The sequence below is a fragment of the Novosphingobium sp. KACC 22771 genome (genome assembly GCF_028736195.1).
Classification (GTDB): domain Bacteria; phylum Pseudomonadota; class Alphaproteobacteria; order Sphingomonadales; family Sphingomonadaceae; genus Novosphingobium.
Genome location: NZ_CP117882.1, coordinates 103,104 through 119,350, shown reverse-complemented (window position 1 = coordinate 119,350; position 16,247 = coordinate 103,104). Strand labels below are relative to the sequence as shown.

Annotated in this window: 14 protein-coding genes; 4 read left to right on the top strand and 10 right to left on the bottom strand. The window is 63.5% G+C overall.

The features are described 5' to 3' along the window. Positions 1 to 361 precede the first annotated feature (361 nt). The 3 genes from PQ467_RS17585 to PQ467_RS17575 all read right to left on the bottom strand — a co-directional run bounded on the left by PQ467_RS17585 (position 362) and on the right by PQ467_RS17575 (position 3,148). A complete protein-coding gene (locus PQ467_RS17585) occupies positions 362 to 1,324 on the bottom strand; it encodes an alpha/beta fold hydrolase (protein ID WP_274176832.1) in 963 nt (320 codons plus the stop codon). After that, complete coding sequence (locus PQ467_RS17580) at positions 1,321 to 2,385, bottom strand: DUF3089 domain-containing protein (RefSeq protein ID WP_274176831.1); 1,065 nt, start codon at positions 2,383 to 2,385, stop codon at positions 1,321 to 1,323. The genes PQ467_RS17585 and PQ467_RS17580 overlap by 4 nt, the downstream gene beginning before the upstream one ends. A gap of 130 nt (positions 2,386 to 2,515) precedes the next feature. Then, a complete protein-coding gene (locus PQ467_RS17575; protein ID WP_274176830.1) occupies positions 2,516 to 3,148 on the bottom strand; it encodes a cytochrome b in 633 nt (210 codons plus the stop codon). A gap of 172 nt (positions 3,149 to 3,320) precedes the next feature. On the opposite strand from PQ467_RS17575, the gene PQ467_RS17570 reads away from it, so the two are divergent. Further along, positions 3,321 to 4,916, top strand: a complete 1,596-nt coding sequence (locus PQ467_RS17570) for an FAD-binding oxidoreductase (RefSeq protein WP_274176829.1) — start codon at positions 3,321 to 3,323, stop codon at positions 4,914 to 4,916. A 61-nt stretch (positions 4,917 to 4,977) separates the two neighbouring features. On the opposite strand, the gene PQ467_RS17565 is transcribed toward PQ467_RS17570, so the two are convergent. Next, positions 4,978 to 6,015, bottom strand: a complete 1,038-nt coding sequence (locus tag PQ467_RS17565; RefSeq protein ID WP_274176828.1) for a DUF1838 family protein — start codon at positions 6,013 to 6,015, stop codon at positions 4,978 to 4,980. Positions 6,016 to 6,217: 202 nt separating this feature from the next. Between PQ467_RS17565 and PQ467_RS17560 the strand changes: the two genes are divergently transcribed. Both PQ467_RS17560 and PQ467_RS17555 read left to right on the top strand, forming a co-directional pair. Beyond that, positions 6,218 to 7,447 (top strand): class I SAM-dependent methyltransferase, encoded by a 1,230-nt coding sequence (locus tag PQ467_RS17560; protein ID WP_274176827.1) that lies wholly within the window; start codon positions 6,218 to 6,220, stop codon positions 7,445 to 7,447. Positions 7,448 to 7,458: 11 nt separating this feature from the next. Then, positions 7,459 to 7,836 carry a hypothetical protein gene (locus PQ467_RS17555; RefSeq protein WP_274176826.1) on the top strand — a complete coding sequence of 126 codons (378 nt, stop codon included), beginning with the start codon at positions 7,459 to 7,461 and terminating at the stop codon, positions 7,834 to 7,836. A 77-nt stretch (positions 7,837 to 7,913) separates the two neighbouring features. Here PQ467_RS17555 and PQ467_RS17550 read toward each other — a convergent pair whose 3' ends face one another. The 5 genes from PQ467_RS17550 to PQ467_RS17530 form a co-directional block, all read right to left on the bottom strand. Further along, on the bottom strand, positions 7,914 to 8,828 hold the full coding sequence (locus tag PQ467_RS17550; protein WP_274176825.1) for an alpha/beta fold hydrolase: 915 nt from the start codon (positions 8,826 to 8,828) through the stop codon (positions 7,914 to 7,916). After that, positions 8,828 to 9,208 carry a c-type cytochrome gene (locus PQ467_RS17545; RefSeq protein ID WP_274176824.1) on the bottom strand — a complete coding sequence of 127 codons (381 nt, stop codon included), beginning with the start codon at positions 9,206 to 9,208 and terminating at the stop codon, positions 8,828 to 8,830. Before PQ467_RS17545 ends, PQ467_RS17550 begins: the two co-directional genes overlap by 1 nt. Before the next feature lie 56 nt (positions 9,209 to 9,264). Beyond that, positions 9,265 to 11,409 (bottom strand): TonB-dependent receptor, encoded by a 2,145-nt coding sequence (locus tag PQ467_RS17540; protein WP_274176823.1) that lies wholly within the window; start codon positions 11,407 to 11,409, stop codon positions 9,265 to 9,267. Between the two features lie 165 nt (positions 11,410 to 11,574). Further along, positions 11,575 to 12,960 carry an MFS transporter gene (locus tag PQ467_RS17535; RefSeq protein ID WP_274176822.1) on the bottom strand — a complete coding sequence of 462 codons (1,386 nt, stop codon included), beginning with the start codon at positions 12,958 to 12,960 and terminating at the stop codon, positions 11,575 to 11,577. Positions 12,961 to 13,172: 212 nt separating this feature from the next. After that, positions 13,173 to 13,979 (bottom strand): alpha/beta fold hydrolase, encoded by an 807-nt coding sequence (locus tag PQ467_RS17530; RefSeq protein WP_274176821.1) that lies wholly within the window; start codon positions 13,977 to 13,979, stop codon positions 13,173 to 13,175. 161 nt (positions 13,980 to 14,140) lie between these two features. Between PQ467_RS17530 and PQ467_RS17525 the strand changes: the two genes are divergently transcribed. Beyond that, complete coding sequence (locus PQ467_RS17525; RefSeq protein ID WP_274176820.1) at positions 14,141 to 15,379, top strand: MFS transporter; 1,239 nt, start codon at positions 14,141 to 14,143, stop codon at positions 15,377 to 15,379. Here the strand turns inward: PQ467_RS17525 and PQ467_RS17520 are convergent. Then, entirely contained in the window at positions 15,373 to 16,230 is an 858-nt protein-coding gene (locus PQ467_RS17520; RefSeq protein WP_274176819.1) for a cupin domain-containing protein, read from the bottom strand. The genes PQ467_RS17525 and PQ467_RS17520 overlap by 7 nt on opposite strands. Between the last annotated feature and the right edge of the window lie 17 nt (positions 16,231 to 16,247).

Sequence of the window (16,247 nt, the reverse complement as noted above, 5' to 3'; positions counted from 1 at the left end):
GGCAAAAGCCGATCCAGAATATTTTAAGTTCCCGCTGCAATTTTTTTTATGTAATTGAGACCGATTGATGATCAAGCTTTGCCAATTGGCACGACTTTCGCAGCATGAAGAATGGCGAATTACGCATTGCGTAAATCACCATCACCCCAAATGGGTAGTTTTAGTTTAACTTCCCGAACTGGACGAATCCGCTAATCCCTTTCGGCTGCGCAGAGAGTGCCTCTACTGCGCCCGGCTTTGTTTAGGAAATGACACCTATTCGCCTGTCGGATGCGCAAGGCAGGCCAAACGGTCACAAAGGCGTGCTAGCGATCGCGCGGAACGTGCGAAATACGCAGGATTCTGCAGTTGACGCCGTCTGTTATGATGAAATCCGGTTCAAAAACGCCTTCATTGGCGTCAAAGACGTCTGCGGGCATTCCAGCGGCATCATGTGGCCGCAATCCTTGACCACGATCAATGACTTGTCCTTTGCGCCCAGTTTTTCAAGCGTCTGCTGCCCATCCTTGGCCAAGGGCACCTCGGGATCGCGATCCGACCAAAGCAACAGCGTGGGCGTGGTGATCGCCGCCAGATCGGCCGGCGTGCCCGCAAAGGGTGGCGTTTTGCCGAAGCTGCGCGGCCAACCCTGCGTGCGATTGTTAAGCTCGGTCCATTCGCGCGCCAGTTCGGGCGATACGCGGGAAGGATCGGCATAGTTCATCCGCAAAATCCCGCCCCACATCGCCGGAATATGATGCCCACCCAAAAGGCCGTCAAAGGCCAGCACAGCCTTGAACCACGGCGTGAAATGCGGCGCGGGCTTCAACGGCCCGGCGGCGATATTGGCCAGCACCAGACCGCGCAGCGTCTGGGGATGCTGCTCAGCATAATGGGCCACGCCCTCCCCCGCGCTGCTGGTGCCGACCAGTACGAATGGCGGCAACTTCATCTGCGCGGCCAGCGCGGCGATCAGCGCCGCTTCGGCATCACCATTATACAGGCCCTCCGGCTGCGGCCCGGACAGGCCCATGCCCGGCCGGTCAAACCGGATCACGCGATAGTGGTCCTTCAAACCGGCCGCCCAGCCATCCCACATACGCACCGAGGCAAACGAGCCATGGACCAGCATCACCACCGGCACATCGGCGCCGCGCGGCCCTTCGTCGACCACATGCAGCATCTGGCCGCCAACCATGACATAGCGCGAGGCAGGCGTGGCATAGCGCGCGCGCATCTCTGCCTCGTCCGGGCGCAGCCAACCGGCCCGCGCCGCGCCGACATAGGCCGCAGCCCCCAAAGTCGCCGCGATCAAGGCCGCCCCGGCCCAGCGCCAGAGCTTCACTTGGCACCTGCGGAAAAAGCGCGCGCGCGCCGCACGGCATTGGCGCTGACATCGGCCCAGAACAGGCCCAGATCATGGTAATGCATCACGCCTCCCGCCAGCGGTTCCAGCCCCAGCGCCTTGTCGGGCCGGACGATCAGCAAGCCCGAATCGCAACGCGCCGAAACCGCCCCCGCCCGCAACGGTTGCAAAGGACCGAAACCGGGGCTGCCCGGCACCGCCCCCCGCGCCGCCGCCGAGGGGGCCTGCGGCAAGCGGGCATCAAAGGTCAAAGGATTGATGCAAAGCGTCACCTTGCCCGCATCGTCGCCATATTTCTGCACATAGGTCGATTGCGAGTAACCGGCCATTTTCGCCACATCGGTCGCGCCCTCCAGATAGGCGTTCCATTGCAGCACGCATCCGGTCTGGTCCGGGGTGGCGCAGGGCGTCACGCTTTTGAACCTCTTGCCGAAGTCGCCCTGCGCCAGATTGATGCCGATGATATAGGCCGCCACCATCTGCTTTTGCAGCGCCGTGCCGTCAATCCGCCGCTCCAGCAGGGTGGCGGAATGGAAGGCCCCCTGCGAATGGCCCGCGATGATGAAGGGGCGATCACCGATCTGTTTGAGGAATGCGTCAAAGGCCCGCTCGACATCGCCATAGGCCAGCGCAAAGGCCGCCTCGCGCACCGGGCCGCTGGCAAAGCTGTTATAGGTGGCGGCGCGATAGCGCGGGGCATAGACATCGCAGCAGGCGGCAAAAGCGCTGGCCTGCCGGGCGATGCTGCTTTCATCGGTCCATGTGTTGGCCTTGGCGTCGGCGGTGTTCTGGTTCAACTCGCCCGTCTCGCTGCGCAGCGTCGTGGGGTGCAGAAAGAAGACCGCAACCTTGGGCGCACGGGCCGGTTCGGCAGCGCCCTTGGGCAGCGGCGAGGCCCATCCTTTCGAGGCAAACACCGACCAGTTGGCGCGCGCCTCATAATCGGGCGCGGGCGGCACCTTGGCCCCCGCCCCCTCCTGAGCCCAGATCGGGCCCGACACCGCCGCCGCCAACAGCATACCCACAACCGCTTTACGCATTTACAAGAACCTCGCCGCCTGAAACCAACAGATACCCATCATGTCGGCTGCCATGTCGATCCGTTCTGCTGTGCAAACTGTGGCCGACTGGCGGACAGTTGCAATCCATCCACTGCCGCTTTCGCAACCCTCAGCGCTGATCCGCATCCCGATTGGCCCACATGCGGACAAGCACGTCACTGCGCGCAATGAAATGCTGCTTCAGCGCGCCCGCAATATGCAAAATCAGCAAGGCCCCGCCCAGCCACAGTCCCCAGATGTGGATACGGGCGAAGAAGCCATATTTGAACAGCACCGGCGCATTCCATTCTACCGGAGGAACGATATGCGGAATAAATCCATGAGGACCAAACCCGTCCGTGCCAAAGAACCATAGCTCCGGCGCAGGATAGCCGCCCCCCGCCGCCATGGAAGAAAGCGCCGCCCAACCCGAAAGCGGCAACGCCAGCAACAGCAGGTAGAGCAGCCCCTGAACCGCGGCGGCCAATACCACCTCAAGGCGGCTTGAGGAGGGCGGCGGCGGCGGGCGATCATGGGTCATGCGCCAGACGATGCGAAACACCACCGCGATCAGCAGCAGCATGCCCAGCGTATGGTGAATCTGGCTGGAGAGGATATGATTGCCCTTGCCCGCAGGATCGCGCGCGGCATAGGTCCAGCTCATGATGAAGCCGGCCGGCACCTCGATCAGCACGGCCAAAGCCGTACCCCAATGCAAGGCGCGGGCGACGCGGTTCCAACCGGATACGACAGGTTTTCCCATGGTCTGCTCTTTCCTCCCGCCGCGCCTGATCCGCAGCTTTACGGCCAAGAATGCATGCGTTTGCGAACGCCTCGCCGCGCCTGTTCCGGATATGCCCGCAGACCGGATAGATTGCCCCGATGTCTCGCTCGCCTGTCCTGCTTGCGTCAGCGATAGCCGGTCGCATATGCCAATGACAGATGAAAGGCCCGAACCGATGCCCGAACCGATGAGCGCAACAATGCAGGATGAAACGCTGAAGGCGCGGCTGGTGAAAGCTCTGGGCGCCGGATCGCTGGTGGATGATGCCGACCGGCTCGCCTATGTGTCGAACGACGTTTACCGCACCGGCGGCGCGCCACTGTGCATCGTGCGCCCGACCAGCGTTGCTGCGCTGCAGACCGCCGTGCGCCTGTGCGCGGATGCGGGCGTGGCCATTGTGCCGCGCGGCGGCGGCGCCTCCTACACCGACGGCTATTTGTTCCCTGCAGGCGGCCATGTGCTGATCGACACGGGCGCACTGACCGCGATGGAGATTGACGAGCGCAACGCCATCGTCACCGTCGAGGCGGGCGTGACCTGGGCCGCGCTCAAGGCCGCTCTGGATGCGCGCGGCCTGCGCACGCCGTTCTGGGGTCCGTTTTCGGGCATCGCGGCCACGGTGGGCGGATCGGTCAGCCAGAACAGCGTCAGCCACGGCACCGCCGCCCACGGCATTTCGGCGCAAAGCGTGCTGGGGCTGGACGTGGTGTTGGCCAATGGCGAATTGCTGACGACCAATGCGGCCGAATCGATGCGCTTTTATGGCCCGGACATCACCGGCCTGTTCACCGGCGATTGCGGCACGCTGGGCGTGAAAGCGCGCATTCGCCTGCCGCTGATCGCGGCCCTGCCTCATGCCGAGGCGCTGTCCTTTGCCTTTGACTCCTTCGAGGCCTATCACGCCGCTGTCCGCCGCGCCCAGATCGCGCGGATCGACGACAGCCATTTCATGATCGACCTTGCCCTCTCGCAGGGCCAGATCGGGCGCCAGCAAAGCGCGGGCGCAAGGATGCAGATCGCATGGAGCGTGTTCAGCAAGGCGCCCAACAAGCTCAAGGGTCTGGCGCAGGTCCTGAAAATGGCGCTGGCGGGCGAGGACCCGATGCGTTCGGGCCAATATATGTGCCATTTCATCGTCGAGGGCTTTGACCCGGCCGATGCCGCGCACAAGGCCGACCGCCTGCGCCGGATCATTGGCGACGATGGGCGCGAGATTGCCAACACCATTCCCGCCTTTGTCCGCACCATGCCCTTTGCGCCGTTGGGCAATATCCTTGGCCCCGATGGCGAACGCTGGGTGCCGATCCACGGCGTGTTGACCCACGAAAAGACCGTGCCGTTTCACACCGCGTTCAAGGCGATGCTGGCGGCGCGAAAGGCGGATATGGACCGGCTGGGAATCTGGACCGGCACGATGGCATCGCCGGTCAACTCCTCCGGGTTCCTTTATGAGATCGCGCTCTATTGGCCGGATGCACGCACGCCCTATCACCTTGAAACGCTGGGCAAGGACTGGATCGCGGGCTTGAAGGACTATCCGTCCAATCCCGAGGCCAAGGCCTATGCCAATGAACTCAAGGAAGCGATTGTCGCGCTGATGCAGGAGTATGGCTCGGGCCATTTCCAGATCGGCCGCGCCTATCCTTATGTCTCGCGCCTTATGCCGCAGGCCAATGTGCTGGTGCGCGCGCTCAAGGATCAGCTTGACCCCAAGGGCGTGATGAACCCCGGCGCGCTGGAATTTTAATCCCACGGGCATGCAAAAAGGGCGGGAAGGTTGACCCTTCCCGCCCTTTTCTGTTGCCCCCTTACTTGGCGAAGGGGTTGCGTGGCGCGGGCGGCTGCGGCGGACTCCAACCGGCGGGAACCGGCGCGGGCTTCTGCTCGCGGGCATAATTCTCAAGGCTGGAGAGCGACGGACCGTAATCCGTTTCGGGCGCGTGCAGCCACTTTTCATCCATCGCCCGCGCGGCCGCCACCAGATCGGCGGGCAAACCGGCGATGCCCTTGGGGCTGGTCGAGAAATGGGTGAAATAGTTCATGTGACCCGGCGCCTGACCCATCAGCATCCAGGGCAGCCAAGGCGTCACGCGGCTCCACGAACCGGTGTGCGGAATGTGGGTGACATTGGGGTTTTCCACATCGGCGCGGTCGCAGACATAGATGAACTGTTCCGACACGCGATTCATCACGCCCGAGCTTTCACGCGGCCACTTGTCGGGCTGCAAGGCGTTGGGATAAATCATGTCGACGCCGGTGTTCAGCACCATCTTGCCGTCGGGGGCAAACTGCCAATCCTGCAGGAAGGGCTTGGGTTCGCGCTTCATCGTCTGAATGCCGCCATAGCTGGGGAATTCAGGCACGGTGTCGGCGATGGTGAAATTGAACGGATCGTTGGCGATCGGCACAACCTTCACCCGCTCGCCGGTATAGGGATTGTCCCATTCGGTCAGGATCTTGTTGGTATTGAGATCGCGATAGAACACGATTTCGCGCAGCAGGCGGCGCCACGAGCCATCGGGCAGGCGATTGATGCGCACCACCGAAAAGCCCTCGACGTTCATCAGCGCGCGCACCGGCTCGTTGTCACGCACGCCAAAGATCTTGCCGCGCAGCCAGCCCACCTTCTCCTTGCCCGGCGCGATGTCGCCATCCAGACGGGCATAGGTGTCGCGCGTCCACTTGGGGTCCTTGAAGTCGATCTTGGTCACGAAATCAATCGGCGGCTTGCCCTTGGGCGCGGCTTTCGCGGCCGCAGCCCCGGCGGCGGCGGGGACCAGTGCCGCCCCGGCGGCAGCCCCGGCGATGCCAAGCGCGCCGCGCCGACTTACCTTCATTTCATCCATCTTCGTCAGACTCCTTATACGCCCAAGCGGGGGATAATCTTGGATGCAGTTTTCCGTATTCCTGCGCCCGCCACACGGCAGCAGGCCGACGCTGTCCACCAGACGGATAGCGTAGGGCGCTCCGCCTTGCCATTCGCCCCGCAAGCACCCATTTCTGGTGTCAGATCAAAATCCCCCGGTGCCTCTTTCCGATGGAGTCGAGATGCTCAACACGTTTCAGCAAGCGAGCCACAAGATGCTCCCCTCCGCAACGGCCGATGAAGCCGCGCGGCAGGAATTTGCCAAGAGCCTCAAGGGCTTTGTCCAGAGCACCCTGCTCCCCGGCCTGACGCCGGTTTACAATACGCGCGTGTCGGCAGCGTTTGAGAAAGAACACAAGCGCAAGCCGCAAAACCGCCGCGACATCCGCAACGGCATGGTGAAAGACGCCTATTTCCAGCACTATGCGGCCACCAACCGCATCGCGCAGGAATTGCTGTGGGAATCGGTTAATGTCTCGGTCGACCGCCAGTTGCCCGAACTGATCGAACGCGCCCGCGAGCTTTCGGCCAGCACCAAGGCGGAATTGCGCATCCCCGAAGGCTTCGTGCCGCCGCGCTATGTCACGGCCTTCGACATCCACTGCATGCCCGGCGGTTATTGCAGCGAAGTGGCCAAGGATGATGTGGCCGTGGGCGCGCTTTATGATCGCGGCGTGTTCCTCTATGCCATGGGCTACACCGGCCCGGACAATGACGACATGGGACGCAGCGTGTGCAATTATCTGCGCCGCAACGTGCCGGATTTCAAACCGCGCCGCATCCTCGACATGGGCTGCACGGTGGGCCATTCGACCCTGCCCTATAAGGAATATTTCCCTGATGCCGAAATCTGGGGCATCGACGTTGGCGTGCCCTGCGTGCGCTATGCCCATGCCCGCGCCGCCGGGATGGGGCTGGAAGTGAATTTCGCCGCGATGAATGCGGAGGAAACCACGTTCGAGGACGGCTATTTCGACCTCGTGGTCAGCCATATCCTGCTGCATGAAACCAGCGGCAAGGCGATGCCCCGCGTGTTTGCCGAGGCGCATCGCGTGCTGGCGCCGGGCGGCTTGATGATCCACGCCGACCTGCCGCCTTTCGACTTGATGGACCCGTTCACCCAGTTCATCCTCGACAATGAAACATGGTACAATAACGAGCCGTTCTGGGGCGCGATGCGCGACATGGACCAGATCGCTCTGGCCGAGAAGGTCGGCTTTGACCGCTCCGCCGTCAAATTCGACACCGCCCCCATGGCCGTGATGGAATTTGCCGCCGCTGCCGACGGCTACAGCCAGCAGGCCGCCGAAGACGTGGCCGAGCGCGACTTTACCGCAGGCGAATTTGCCCCCGGCGGCGGCTGGGAAGTGCTGATCGCGCGCAAGGCCGATGTGGCCGCTCTGGCTGCCTGAGAGGATTGATGATGACCGAGACTATCGCCCCGCCCCACATCGAACGCCCCCACGTCATCCGCGACGCCAAGGGCAAGCGCCCGCAATTCTATGACACGGACGGGCTGGATACCGCCATGTCGATGATCATGGTGCTGGCCAGCGAAATCTCGACCCTGCGCGACCGGCTGGACAGCGCCGAACGCGCGGCCAAGGCGCAGGGGATCGACCTTGCCGCGGGAATCGAGGCGCTGGTGCTGGATCAGGAAGCGCTGGAAGAGCGCGAGGCGCGGCGTCAGGATTTCCTCGGCCGCCTGTTCTATCTGGCCCGCAAGGACGCGCAGGAAGCCCGCGATGCCGAAACCGAGAGCGGGTTCGCCAAGACGATTGAGGAAATTGCCGAGCAGTAAGAAAAAAGGATGCGAGGGCCTCAGGCTCTCGCATCCCCGTGATGATGTGGCGTTGCAGGCCCAAAAGCCTGCGACGCTTATTTTTTCATCAGGCGCACCGGCAGATTGGGCGAAACGGCGGCATCGAGTTTCGCCAATGCCTTGCCATCGCCCCGGCCATAGGCGCCAAGGAACAGGCCCGCGATGCGGTTCGCGTCCTTCAGCCCCTGCACCGCAGGCGGCCCCTTTTGCGCATAATCGCAGATCAGCCCGCCAAAATAATGGCTGACATCCGACAGCACCAGGCCATAACGATGCCCGCCCGGCGCAGCGGCCTCATAGGCGTCGAGATGCACCTTCCAGCCGTCGGGATCGGTTGCGGTCATGCCCGGCACCAGATCGAGCGTGCCGGTTTGGACCAGCGCGGGCACGGACAACTTGCCATAGCCCTCACGCGTGATCAGGACGGGGATCGCGGCGGGCGGGGAAAAGGCAATGACCGCCTTGGCCTTGCCGTCGCTCTGTGGTCCGCTCCACCCCTGCGGCGCAACGCTCTGCGCCCCGCCCAGCACCAGAGCCGTCAACCCGCCATAGGAATGGCCCACCGCCACATAGGGCCGATGCCCGATATGGTCGGTCAGCGCCGCAAAATCCTCCAGCCGTGCCTTCCAACTGGCCAGCCCGGGAAATTTGGCCGTATCGGGATGCTCACGCGAATCCACATGCAGCGGGGCCAGAACATGCCACCCCGCCGCGACCATCGGGCCAATCATCACTTCGTAAAAGCGGGGTGAGGACGCGGCCCCATGGCTGAACAGGATCGTGCCGACGGTGTGGGCCGGACGCCATTCGGTGATGGAAACCTTGCGACCGCCCGCTGCCTCAATGTCGAACTGGCGTGGGGCCGGCGCTGCAAACACCGGCGCGGCAAAAGCCATGCCCGCCCCCACAGCCGCTGCCGAACCGATCAGCGCCCGCCGGGACAATCCTGGACGCACATGCCCCCCGTCCATTACTTCACCGTCTTGAGATAAGCGATCACCGCCTTGCGATCTTCGGGCTTGGGCATGCCGGGGAACAGCATCATCGTGCCCGGAACCACCTTGGCGGGCGAGGTCAGCCATTTGTCGAGATTGCTCTCATCCCACACCAGCCCGGCCTTGGCCAGCGCGGGGGAATATTTGAAACCGGCCGCCGCGCCCGCCTTGCGGCCAAACACCCCCGACAGGTTCGGCCCGACCTTGGCCGGGGCGCCGGGGACCACGGCGTGACAGGCGCCGCATTGCAGGAACAACAGCTTGCCGCGCACCGCCGGGTCGGCGCTTTGCGCCTGCGCGGCACCTGCCAGCCCAAAAGCCATCACGGCCAGACCCATAAAACGCGAAACCTTCATCCCTCTTTCTCCATTGCGCATGGCGGGCGGAGCTCGACGCCCCGCCCGCTGTCCTTTTACATCTTATAGGTGAACGTGAGCTGCCACGTGCGCGGATCGCTCATGTAACGCGGGCGCACCACCGAGAAGCCAAAGCCGGTGGTCCACACGATCTGGTTGGTCAGGTTCTTCACATTGGCGCGCAGCGACCAGTTGTCCTTGCCAAAGCCCAGATAGGCATTGGCGATCGTGGTCGAGGGCACATGGCCGATGTAGAGATTGTCGGGCGTCGAATAGTAATCCGAGCGCGCGGTGGTGTTGATGCCCATCGTCACTTCGCCGCCATGGGCGGGAACGGCGGCGTCCGCGCCGAACGAGGCCTGATACTTGAACACATTGGTCATCGCATTGCCGACATAGGAGCCGACCCCGCTGATGGTGGCGGCCGATGCCTTGTACTTGCCGTCATTATACGTGCCATTGGCCCACAGGGTCAGGCCGGTGATCGGCTTGATCGAGAATTCGGCCTCGATGCCCTTGTGATCGGCGGCATAATTCTGGGTGATGAAGGCGCCGGTGCCGGTCACGCTCTGCTGCTGCAGGCTGGAATAATCGTTGAAGAAGGCCGAGATGTTGAGCCGCCCCTTGCGGTCGAGGAATTCGGTCTTGAGGCCGATTTCATAGGCCTTCATCTTTTGCGGAGCGAAGGGCGAATTGAGCGCCACCGCATCGCTGGCCAGACCGTTATAGCCGCCCGCCTTGAACCCTTCGGAGAAGCTGGCATAGGCCATCACGCGCGGGGTGATCTGATATTCCAGCGCCGCCTTGGGCAGGAACGTGCCCCAGCTGTCCTTGCGGTTGACGGCGGTGCCGCTGATCATGGCGTTGAGCGTCTTGTCATCCTGCGTATAGCGCCCGCCCAGCGAGAGCGTCAGCTCGGGCGTGAAATGGATGCCGATCTGGCCAAAGGCGGCATAGGAATTGGTCTCGATGTTGAAGACGGTCGTCGAGGGCGTGAAAAAGATGCTGGAGAGCATCGTCTGCGCGCCGGTTTCGCGGAAGTAATAGAGCCCGCCGACATAGCTGACCTTGCCGTCCAGCACATCGCCGTGAAGCTGGAGTTCCTGGCTGAAGGACGTGTCATGCAGCGAGGAGGTGCGGTCGAACAGCGAGGTATAACCCGCCAACGGTACGCCCAGCGCCGACCAAGCCACGCCGCCAGAAAAATCCTGCGCCCAATTGTCGCGCAGATGGCTCCAGCCGGTGATCGAGGTCAGCTTGGCGCTGCCCACATCGGCCTCGATGTTGAGGTTGGCGCCATATTGCACCACCTTGGTAAAGCTCTTCGAAGGGCTGAGGACGGTCTGATACGATCCGCTCGTGGGCGCGACCGCCAGATAATCATTGCCGGCGTAAGTGGGCGAGAGCGAAGAAGGGTAAAGCCCGTCGCCATCCAGCCGCGAATAATAGCCCGACAGGCGCGCCGTCAGCCCCGCGCCGACATAGGCAAGGTCGCCCTTCACGCCGTAATAATTCTCCGCGCCGACCTTCTTGCCCAGCGTGGCATTGTACTGTCGCCCGCCGTCCTGGCCGCGATAAAGCGCCGAGATGCCCGCGCGCCACGCGCCATCGGATGAAAGCGGCGTATTGCCCACCAGTTTCATCGTGCGCCCGTTCCAGCTGCCCGTGCCCATTTCGATCTTGAGACCCGGCGTGGCGCCCGGTGTACGGCTGACAATCTTGAGCGCGCCCGCGCTGGAATTGCGGCCATAGAGCGTGCCCTGCGGCCCGCGCAGCACCTCGATCCGCTCGATATCCAGCAGGTCGATGAAGGAAGCCGCCGCGCGCGGCTGATAGACATCATCGATATAGATGCCGACTTCGGGCTCGGAGGTCACATTCGCGCCATCGGTCACCCCGCCGCCGCGGATATAGGGCGTGATGCCCGCCGAGCCGCCCGAAACGGTGCGGATCTGGACGTTGGGCGCAATCTGGCTGATGTCCTTGACGTTGGTGATGCCCTGCTTGGCAATCGTTTCCGCGCCCAGCGCCGTTACCGCCACGGCGACCTTTTGCACGGTCGAGGCGGTGCGGGTGGCGGTCACGGTAATGTCGGCATTATCGCTGGTCGCGGGGGCCTGCTGCGCCTGCGCCACGCCGCCCGTGCCCAGCGCCAACAGCGCGGCACCCGCGTAAAACCGGTGAAGATTCCTCATGGTCATGTAACTCCCCTGGCATGGTTGATCCCATGCCTATGCGGGGAAATTTTGCGCCGAGAGGGGCCGCAAACGATCGCCCGAAAAGGCTTTCTCCGCAGGGCGGGCATATTTTGACCGCCCTGCGGACAGGCACGCCATTGCGGTGAAAATTCGCCGCAGGACAAGGACTTATCCGCCAATTTCCGGCAAACGATAGCGGCTGAAGACCAGCAGCGCGAGGCACTGCATCGCGGCGGGAATCGCGCTGTAGAGCAGCAGGATGCCGGTGATGGCATGGGGCGTCTGCGCCGCCGCACCGCCGGTGGAGGAGACAAAGCCGAAAGCGCTCATCACCAGACCCGCGATCACCGGCCCCATGGCAAAGGCCAGCTTTTCAAACGCGGAAAACAGGCCCGCAAACACGCCTTCGTTGGCCACTCCCATCAAGCGGCGTTGATAATCGACCGTATCGGTCATCATCGAGAGCGCCAGCAGGACGAAACCGCCATTGACCATGCCGATCACCACCGCACGGACCAGCACCAGCACATGCTGTGTACCCAGCGCCTGCGCGCCCAGATGCAGCACCACATCATCAGCGGGCGAGGCCCACAGCCATGTCACCGTCACCGCCACCCAGACGAGCGCCGCCGCCACATAGGCCCGCGGCTTGCCGATCCGGCGCGGCAGCCAGAGCCAGAGCGGCTGGGCGGCGAGACTGGCCGCCGACATGCACAGGATGAAGATCGGGATCAGCCAGATCGCCTGCAGCGCATAGAGGAAGACGAAGCCGATGACCGTATAGGAGGCCGCCTGTCCGACATTCGAGATAAAGCTGGTGAACAGCAGCACGAGGAAAGGCTTGTTCTGGCGCACCGCCGCCAATTGCTGGCGCAAGCTGCCCGGAACATCGCCCGCCATGATCAGCGGCACGCGGCGCAACCCGCTGGCCGTGGTCAGCATCGAAACCAGACAGATCGCGCCCAGCACATAGCTCATCATGTGCCAGCCCGCCGCGCCGCCGCCGAAATGCTCGATGATCGGTTGCGCCACGCCCACCCCGATCAGCACGCCGAAGATGGCAAAGAACATGCGCAGCACCATGATCCGGTTGCGCTGATGCGGATCGCCCGACAATTCGGCGGCAATCGCCAGATAAGGCACCGAATAGATGCTGAACGCGGTAGAACCGATGAAGAACAGTCCGCAGACCGTGGCCGCCGCCCAATAGGGACTGGAAAAACTGGTTGCGGCAAAGAGCGCGACGAAGGAGGCCGCCGTGCCCAGCGCCCCGCCGATCAGGAAAGGCGTGCGGCCATAGAGCGCCTTGACCCGGTCGGACCAGGCGCCAACCAGAGGATCGCACAGGATCAGCCACAATTTCGGCCCCAGCACCACCAGACCCGCCAGCCATGCCGGAACGCCCAGCATCGTGGTCATGAACAAAGGCAGCAGCACGGCGGGCGTATCGCGAAACACCTGCGCGCCCAATTGGCCAAAGCCATAGCGCAGCACGACGCCGGTGGGCACCTTGTCATGCAGATCGGCCTGAAGAGTGGCGGCGGGGGAAGTCATCGCGGGCATTTCCTGAAAACTTGGGGGATGGTGGCGATGGCCGAATTGCTCCGGCCAGCCCATCCGCATTGTTGCGCAAGCGGGGCCACAGGCGCGCGCCCTGCCGGACTTATCCGCCCAGCGGAGACTCGCGCCCCTGCGTCAGGTCCTGCCATGGCCCAGCCCATGATCGGGAACAAGCCGCCGCACCTGTCGTCCGGCGACAGGCCCCCTCAATCGCCCAGCGACTTGAGGAACCGGGCAACGGCATCGGCCCACTCCTGCGGCTCCTCATCGCAAATGTCGATGCCGCCGCCCGCAATCTCGGCATAGGCGAAATCAGGGCGCAGGGCGCGCGCCGCCTGCGCCCAGGGGTGGGTCATATCGCCCGTGTTCGACAGCAGCAGCACGGGCAGGTCGAGCCTTTGCATCGGACCGGCATGCTGATAGGCAAAGGCCGCGCTGTGGCCATAGGCATAGGCGCCCATGCGATAGGCCTGCATCGCCTGCACCACATAATCGGTGATGCGGTCCGGGCCGATCCGCCCCTCGCACAGCATTTCGCGGATGCGCGTGACATCGACCAGATGCTCACCATGCGCGCGCGCCGCAAAAGCCAGTTCACGCCCGCAAATGTCATCGGCCAGCGCCTTGCGCTCTTCGTCCGGCAGGATCATCGCCCCGTGGATCACCAGTGCCTCGACCCGCTCGGGCGCGGCAAGCGCAAATTCGGTGCCGACCAGCGCGCCGGTATGATGCCCCGCGACCGCCGCCCGGCCTATGCCCAGCGCATCGAGCACCGGAGCCACGCAGCGCGCATAATCGGCAATCGCAGGCTGGACGGGCGGCGCATCGGAAAGGCCGAAGCCGGGCATGTCGATGGCAATCGGCGCGAACCCATGCGCGATCAGCGGCGCAAACACATTGTCGAACTGCCCGCTTGCCATGATCGCCTGATGCAGCAGCACCAGCGGGCGGCCCTCTGTTGCAAACTGATAATGAATCTGGCCAAAGGGACCATCAGCATAGGCGCGGCGCATAGTCTTCTCCGTCATAGCGAGGCGAGACTGCCCATCACGCTCGCAAAAGCCCCAACTTGGGCGCAGAATATCCGCACAGCGGAGTGCGCCGCGCCCCGTCGTTGCCGCCGGGCCGCGCTGCTGTGCCAAATCGATCTTTGACCTACAAGCACCGAGGCCCCATGAGCGACGTCCCGCAACCCACCCTTACCACTGCGCAGGAATTTTCGCGCGGGTGGGGAGTCATTCTTGCCTCCACGCTGGGCATCGGCCTTGGTATGGCCGCGATACCCACCTACTCGATGGGTCTGTTCGCGCCCTATCTGGTGCGGGAATTCGGCTGGTCTGTGGGCCAGATCATGGCCGCCCTGTCCATCATCACGCTGATGTCGCTGTGGGCCGGGCCATCCTATGGCGCGTGGGCCGAAACGATCGGGGCGCGGCGGATCCTTCTTGTCGCGATCCCGCTGTGGGGTCTGGCCTTTGCCTCGCTGGGGCTGCTCAACGGTTCGCTGATCCAATTCTATCTGACCTGGCTGGTCATCGGCCTTGTCGGGGCCGCCACCTTGCCGATCACCTTTACCCGCGCGGTCAATCGCGGGTTCGACCGTGCCAAGGGCCTCGCGCTGGGGCTGTCCATGACGGGCACCGGTCTGTTCGGCATCTTCGGAAAACCGTTTTTGGGTGCGGTGCTGGCCGCCTATGGTTGGCGCACGGGTTTTGTGGCCGTCGGGCTGCTGCCGGTGCTGATTGCCTTTCCCGCCGCCTTTTTCCTGTTTCGCGAAGAGGAGCGCAGCCTGCCTGATGGCCATCATGTGCCGGTAGAACGCCCCGGCCTGACCACGGCGCAGGCGTTGCGCGACTGGCGTTTCTGGCTGATCGCGGCGGCACTGATCCCCATCTCCTTCGCGATGGGCGGCCCTGTGCCCAATCTTGAGCTGATCCTCAAGGACGGCGGCCTTTCCGCCGAGCAGGCCTTGACCGTCACCCCGCTGTTCGGGCTTGCCTCGATCACCGGGCGTCTGGTCGGGGGCTGGCTGCTGGATCGCATCTGGGCGCCGCTGGTGGGTTTTGTCATCCTCTCGCTCCCCGCCTTCAGCCTGTGGTATATGGGCAGCGGTCTGCTCGATGTCGGCCATGCCCGCCTTGCCACCTTCACCTTGGGCTTTGCGCTGGGCATCGAATACGATCTGGTGGCCTTTATGGTGGCCCGCTATTTCGGATTGAAGCGTTATGCCGCAATCTATGGCCTGCTCTATGTCTGTTTCGCGGCGGGGGCGGGGCTTTCGCCGATGGTGTTTGGCCATAACCATGACACCACCGGCAATTTCCAGTTCATCCTTTCCATTTCGTCGGTGGTGCTGGTTCTTTCGGCGGCAAGCTTCCTTTTTCTGGGTAAATATCGCCGATTTGATCAATAACAGGCGGGCGGCGTAAAGGGCATGTCGGCCAGATGGGCCAGACGCGGCGGCAGGTCAGGCCGATAGGGCGCGGCAAAGTCAAAGCCCGCCTCCGCCTCGGTCCAGATGTTGACATGCGCCCCGCCGACAAAGCGCATCAGGCAAACGCTGCCCCAGCGCGCGCCATAGGGGCCATGGGCGATATGCGGCGGACGCCAGAAATAGGCCCCCGGATACATCGTCCCCTGCGGCCCGGTCAGCGACCCGGCAATGAGATAACTCTCCTCGACCACGGGGTGCATCTCCTGCGGCCCCTTGTTATCCTGCGGGATCGCCTGGGGCAGGATCAGCGAGAGGAAGGTGCGCTCGCCGGTTTCGGGATCGCGGCGCAGGTCCTTGCGGCTGATGCCCAGATGCTTGAGCTTGGGGTCATTAAGGGTCATGTCCCACGGCATCGCCGCCACATCCAGCCAAGGCACCGCGCGCGGCGACCGCTCGGCGCTGCCATCGCCCGCACAGGCCACCAGTTTGGGATCCGCGCTGTAAAAGGCGATCAGCGCGCAGCCCGTTCGGGTCGAAGTTGTGGTGCGAGTCCAGCCCGCAGGCAGAAACGCATAGGTGTCCTGCGCATAGATCTGCCCGTTCAACTCGATTTCGCCTTCGAGGACATAGAATTCCTCATCGGCCAGCCGATGCTCGGGCCCCTCCCTGCTCCATCCCGACGGAAAGCGAAGCAGGACGGAGCAGGCCCCGTCGCCCTCATCGCGGCTGAGCAATTTGATCTCGGCATCGGGCCGCGCAAGGCCAGGCCCGATGCGCAGCCATGGCAACATCTGGGCCTGGACAAATTCGATATGTTCGCGCTCCAGCATGGGACTCCTTCCTTGAA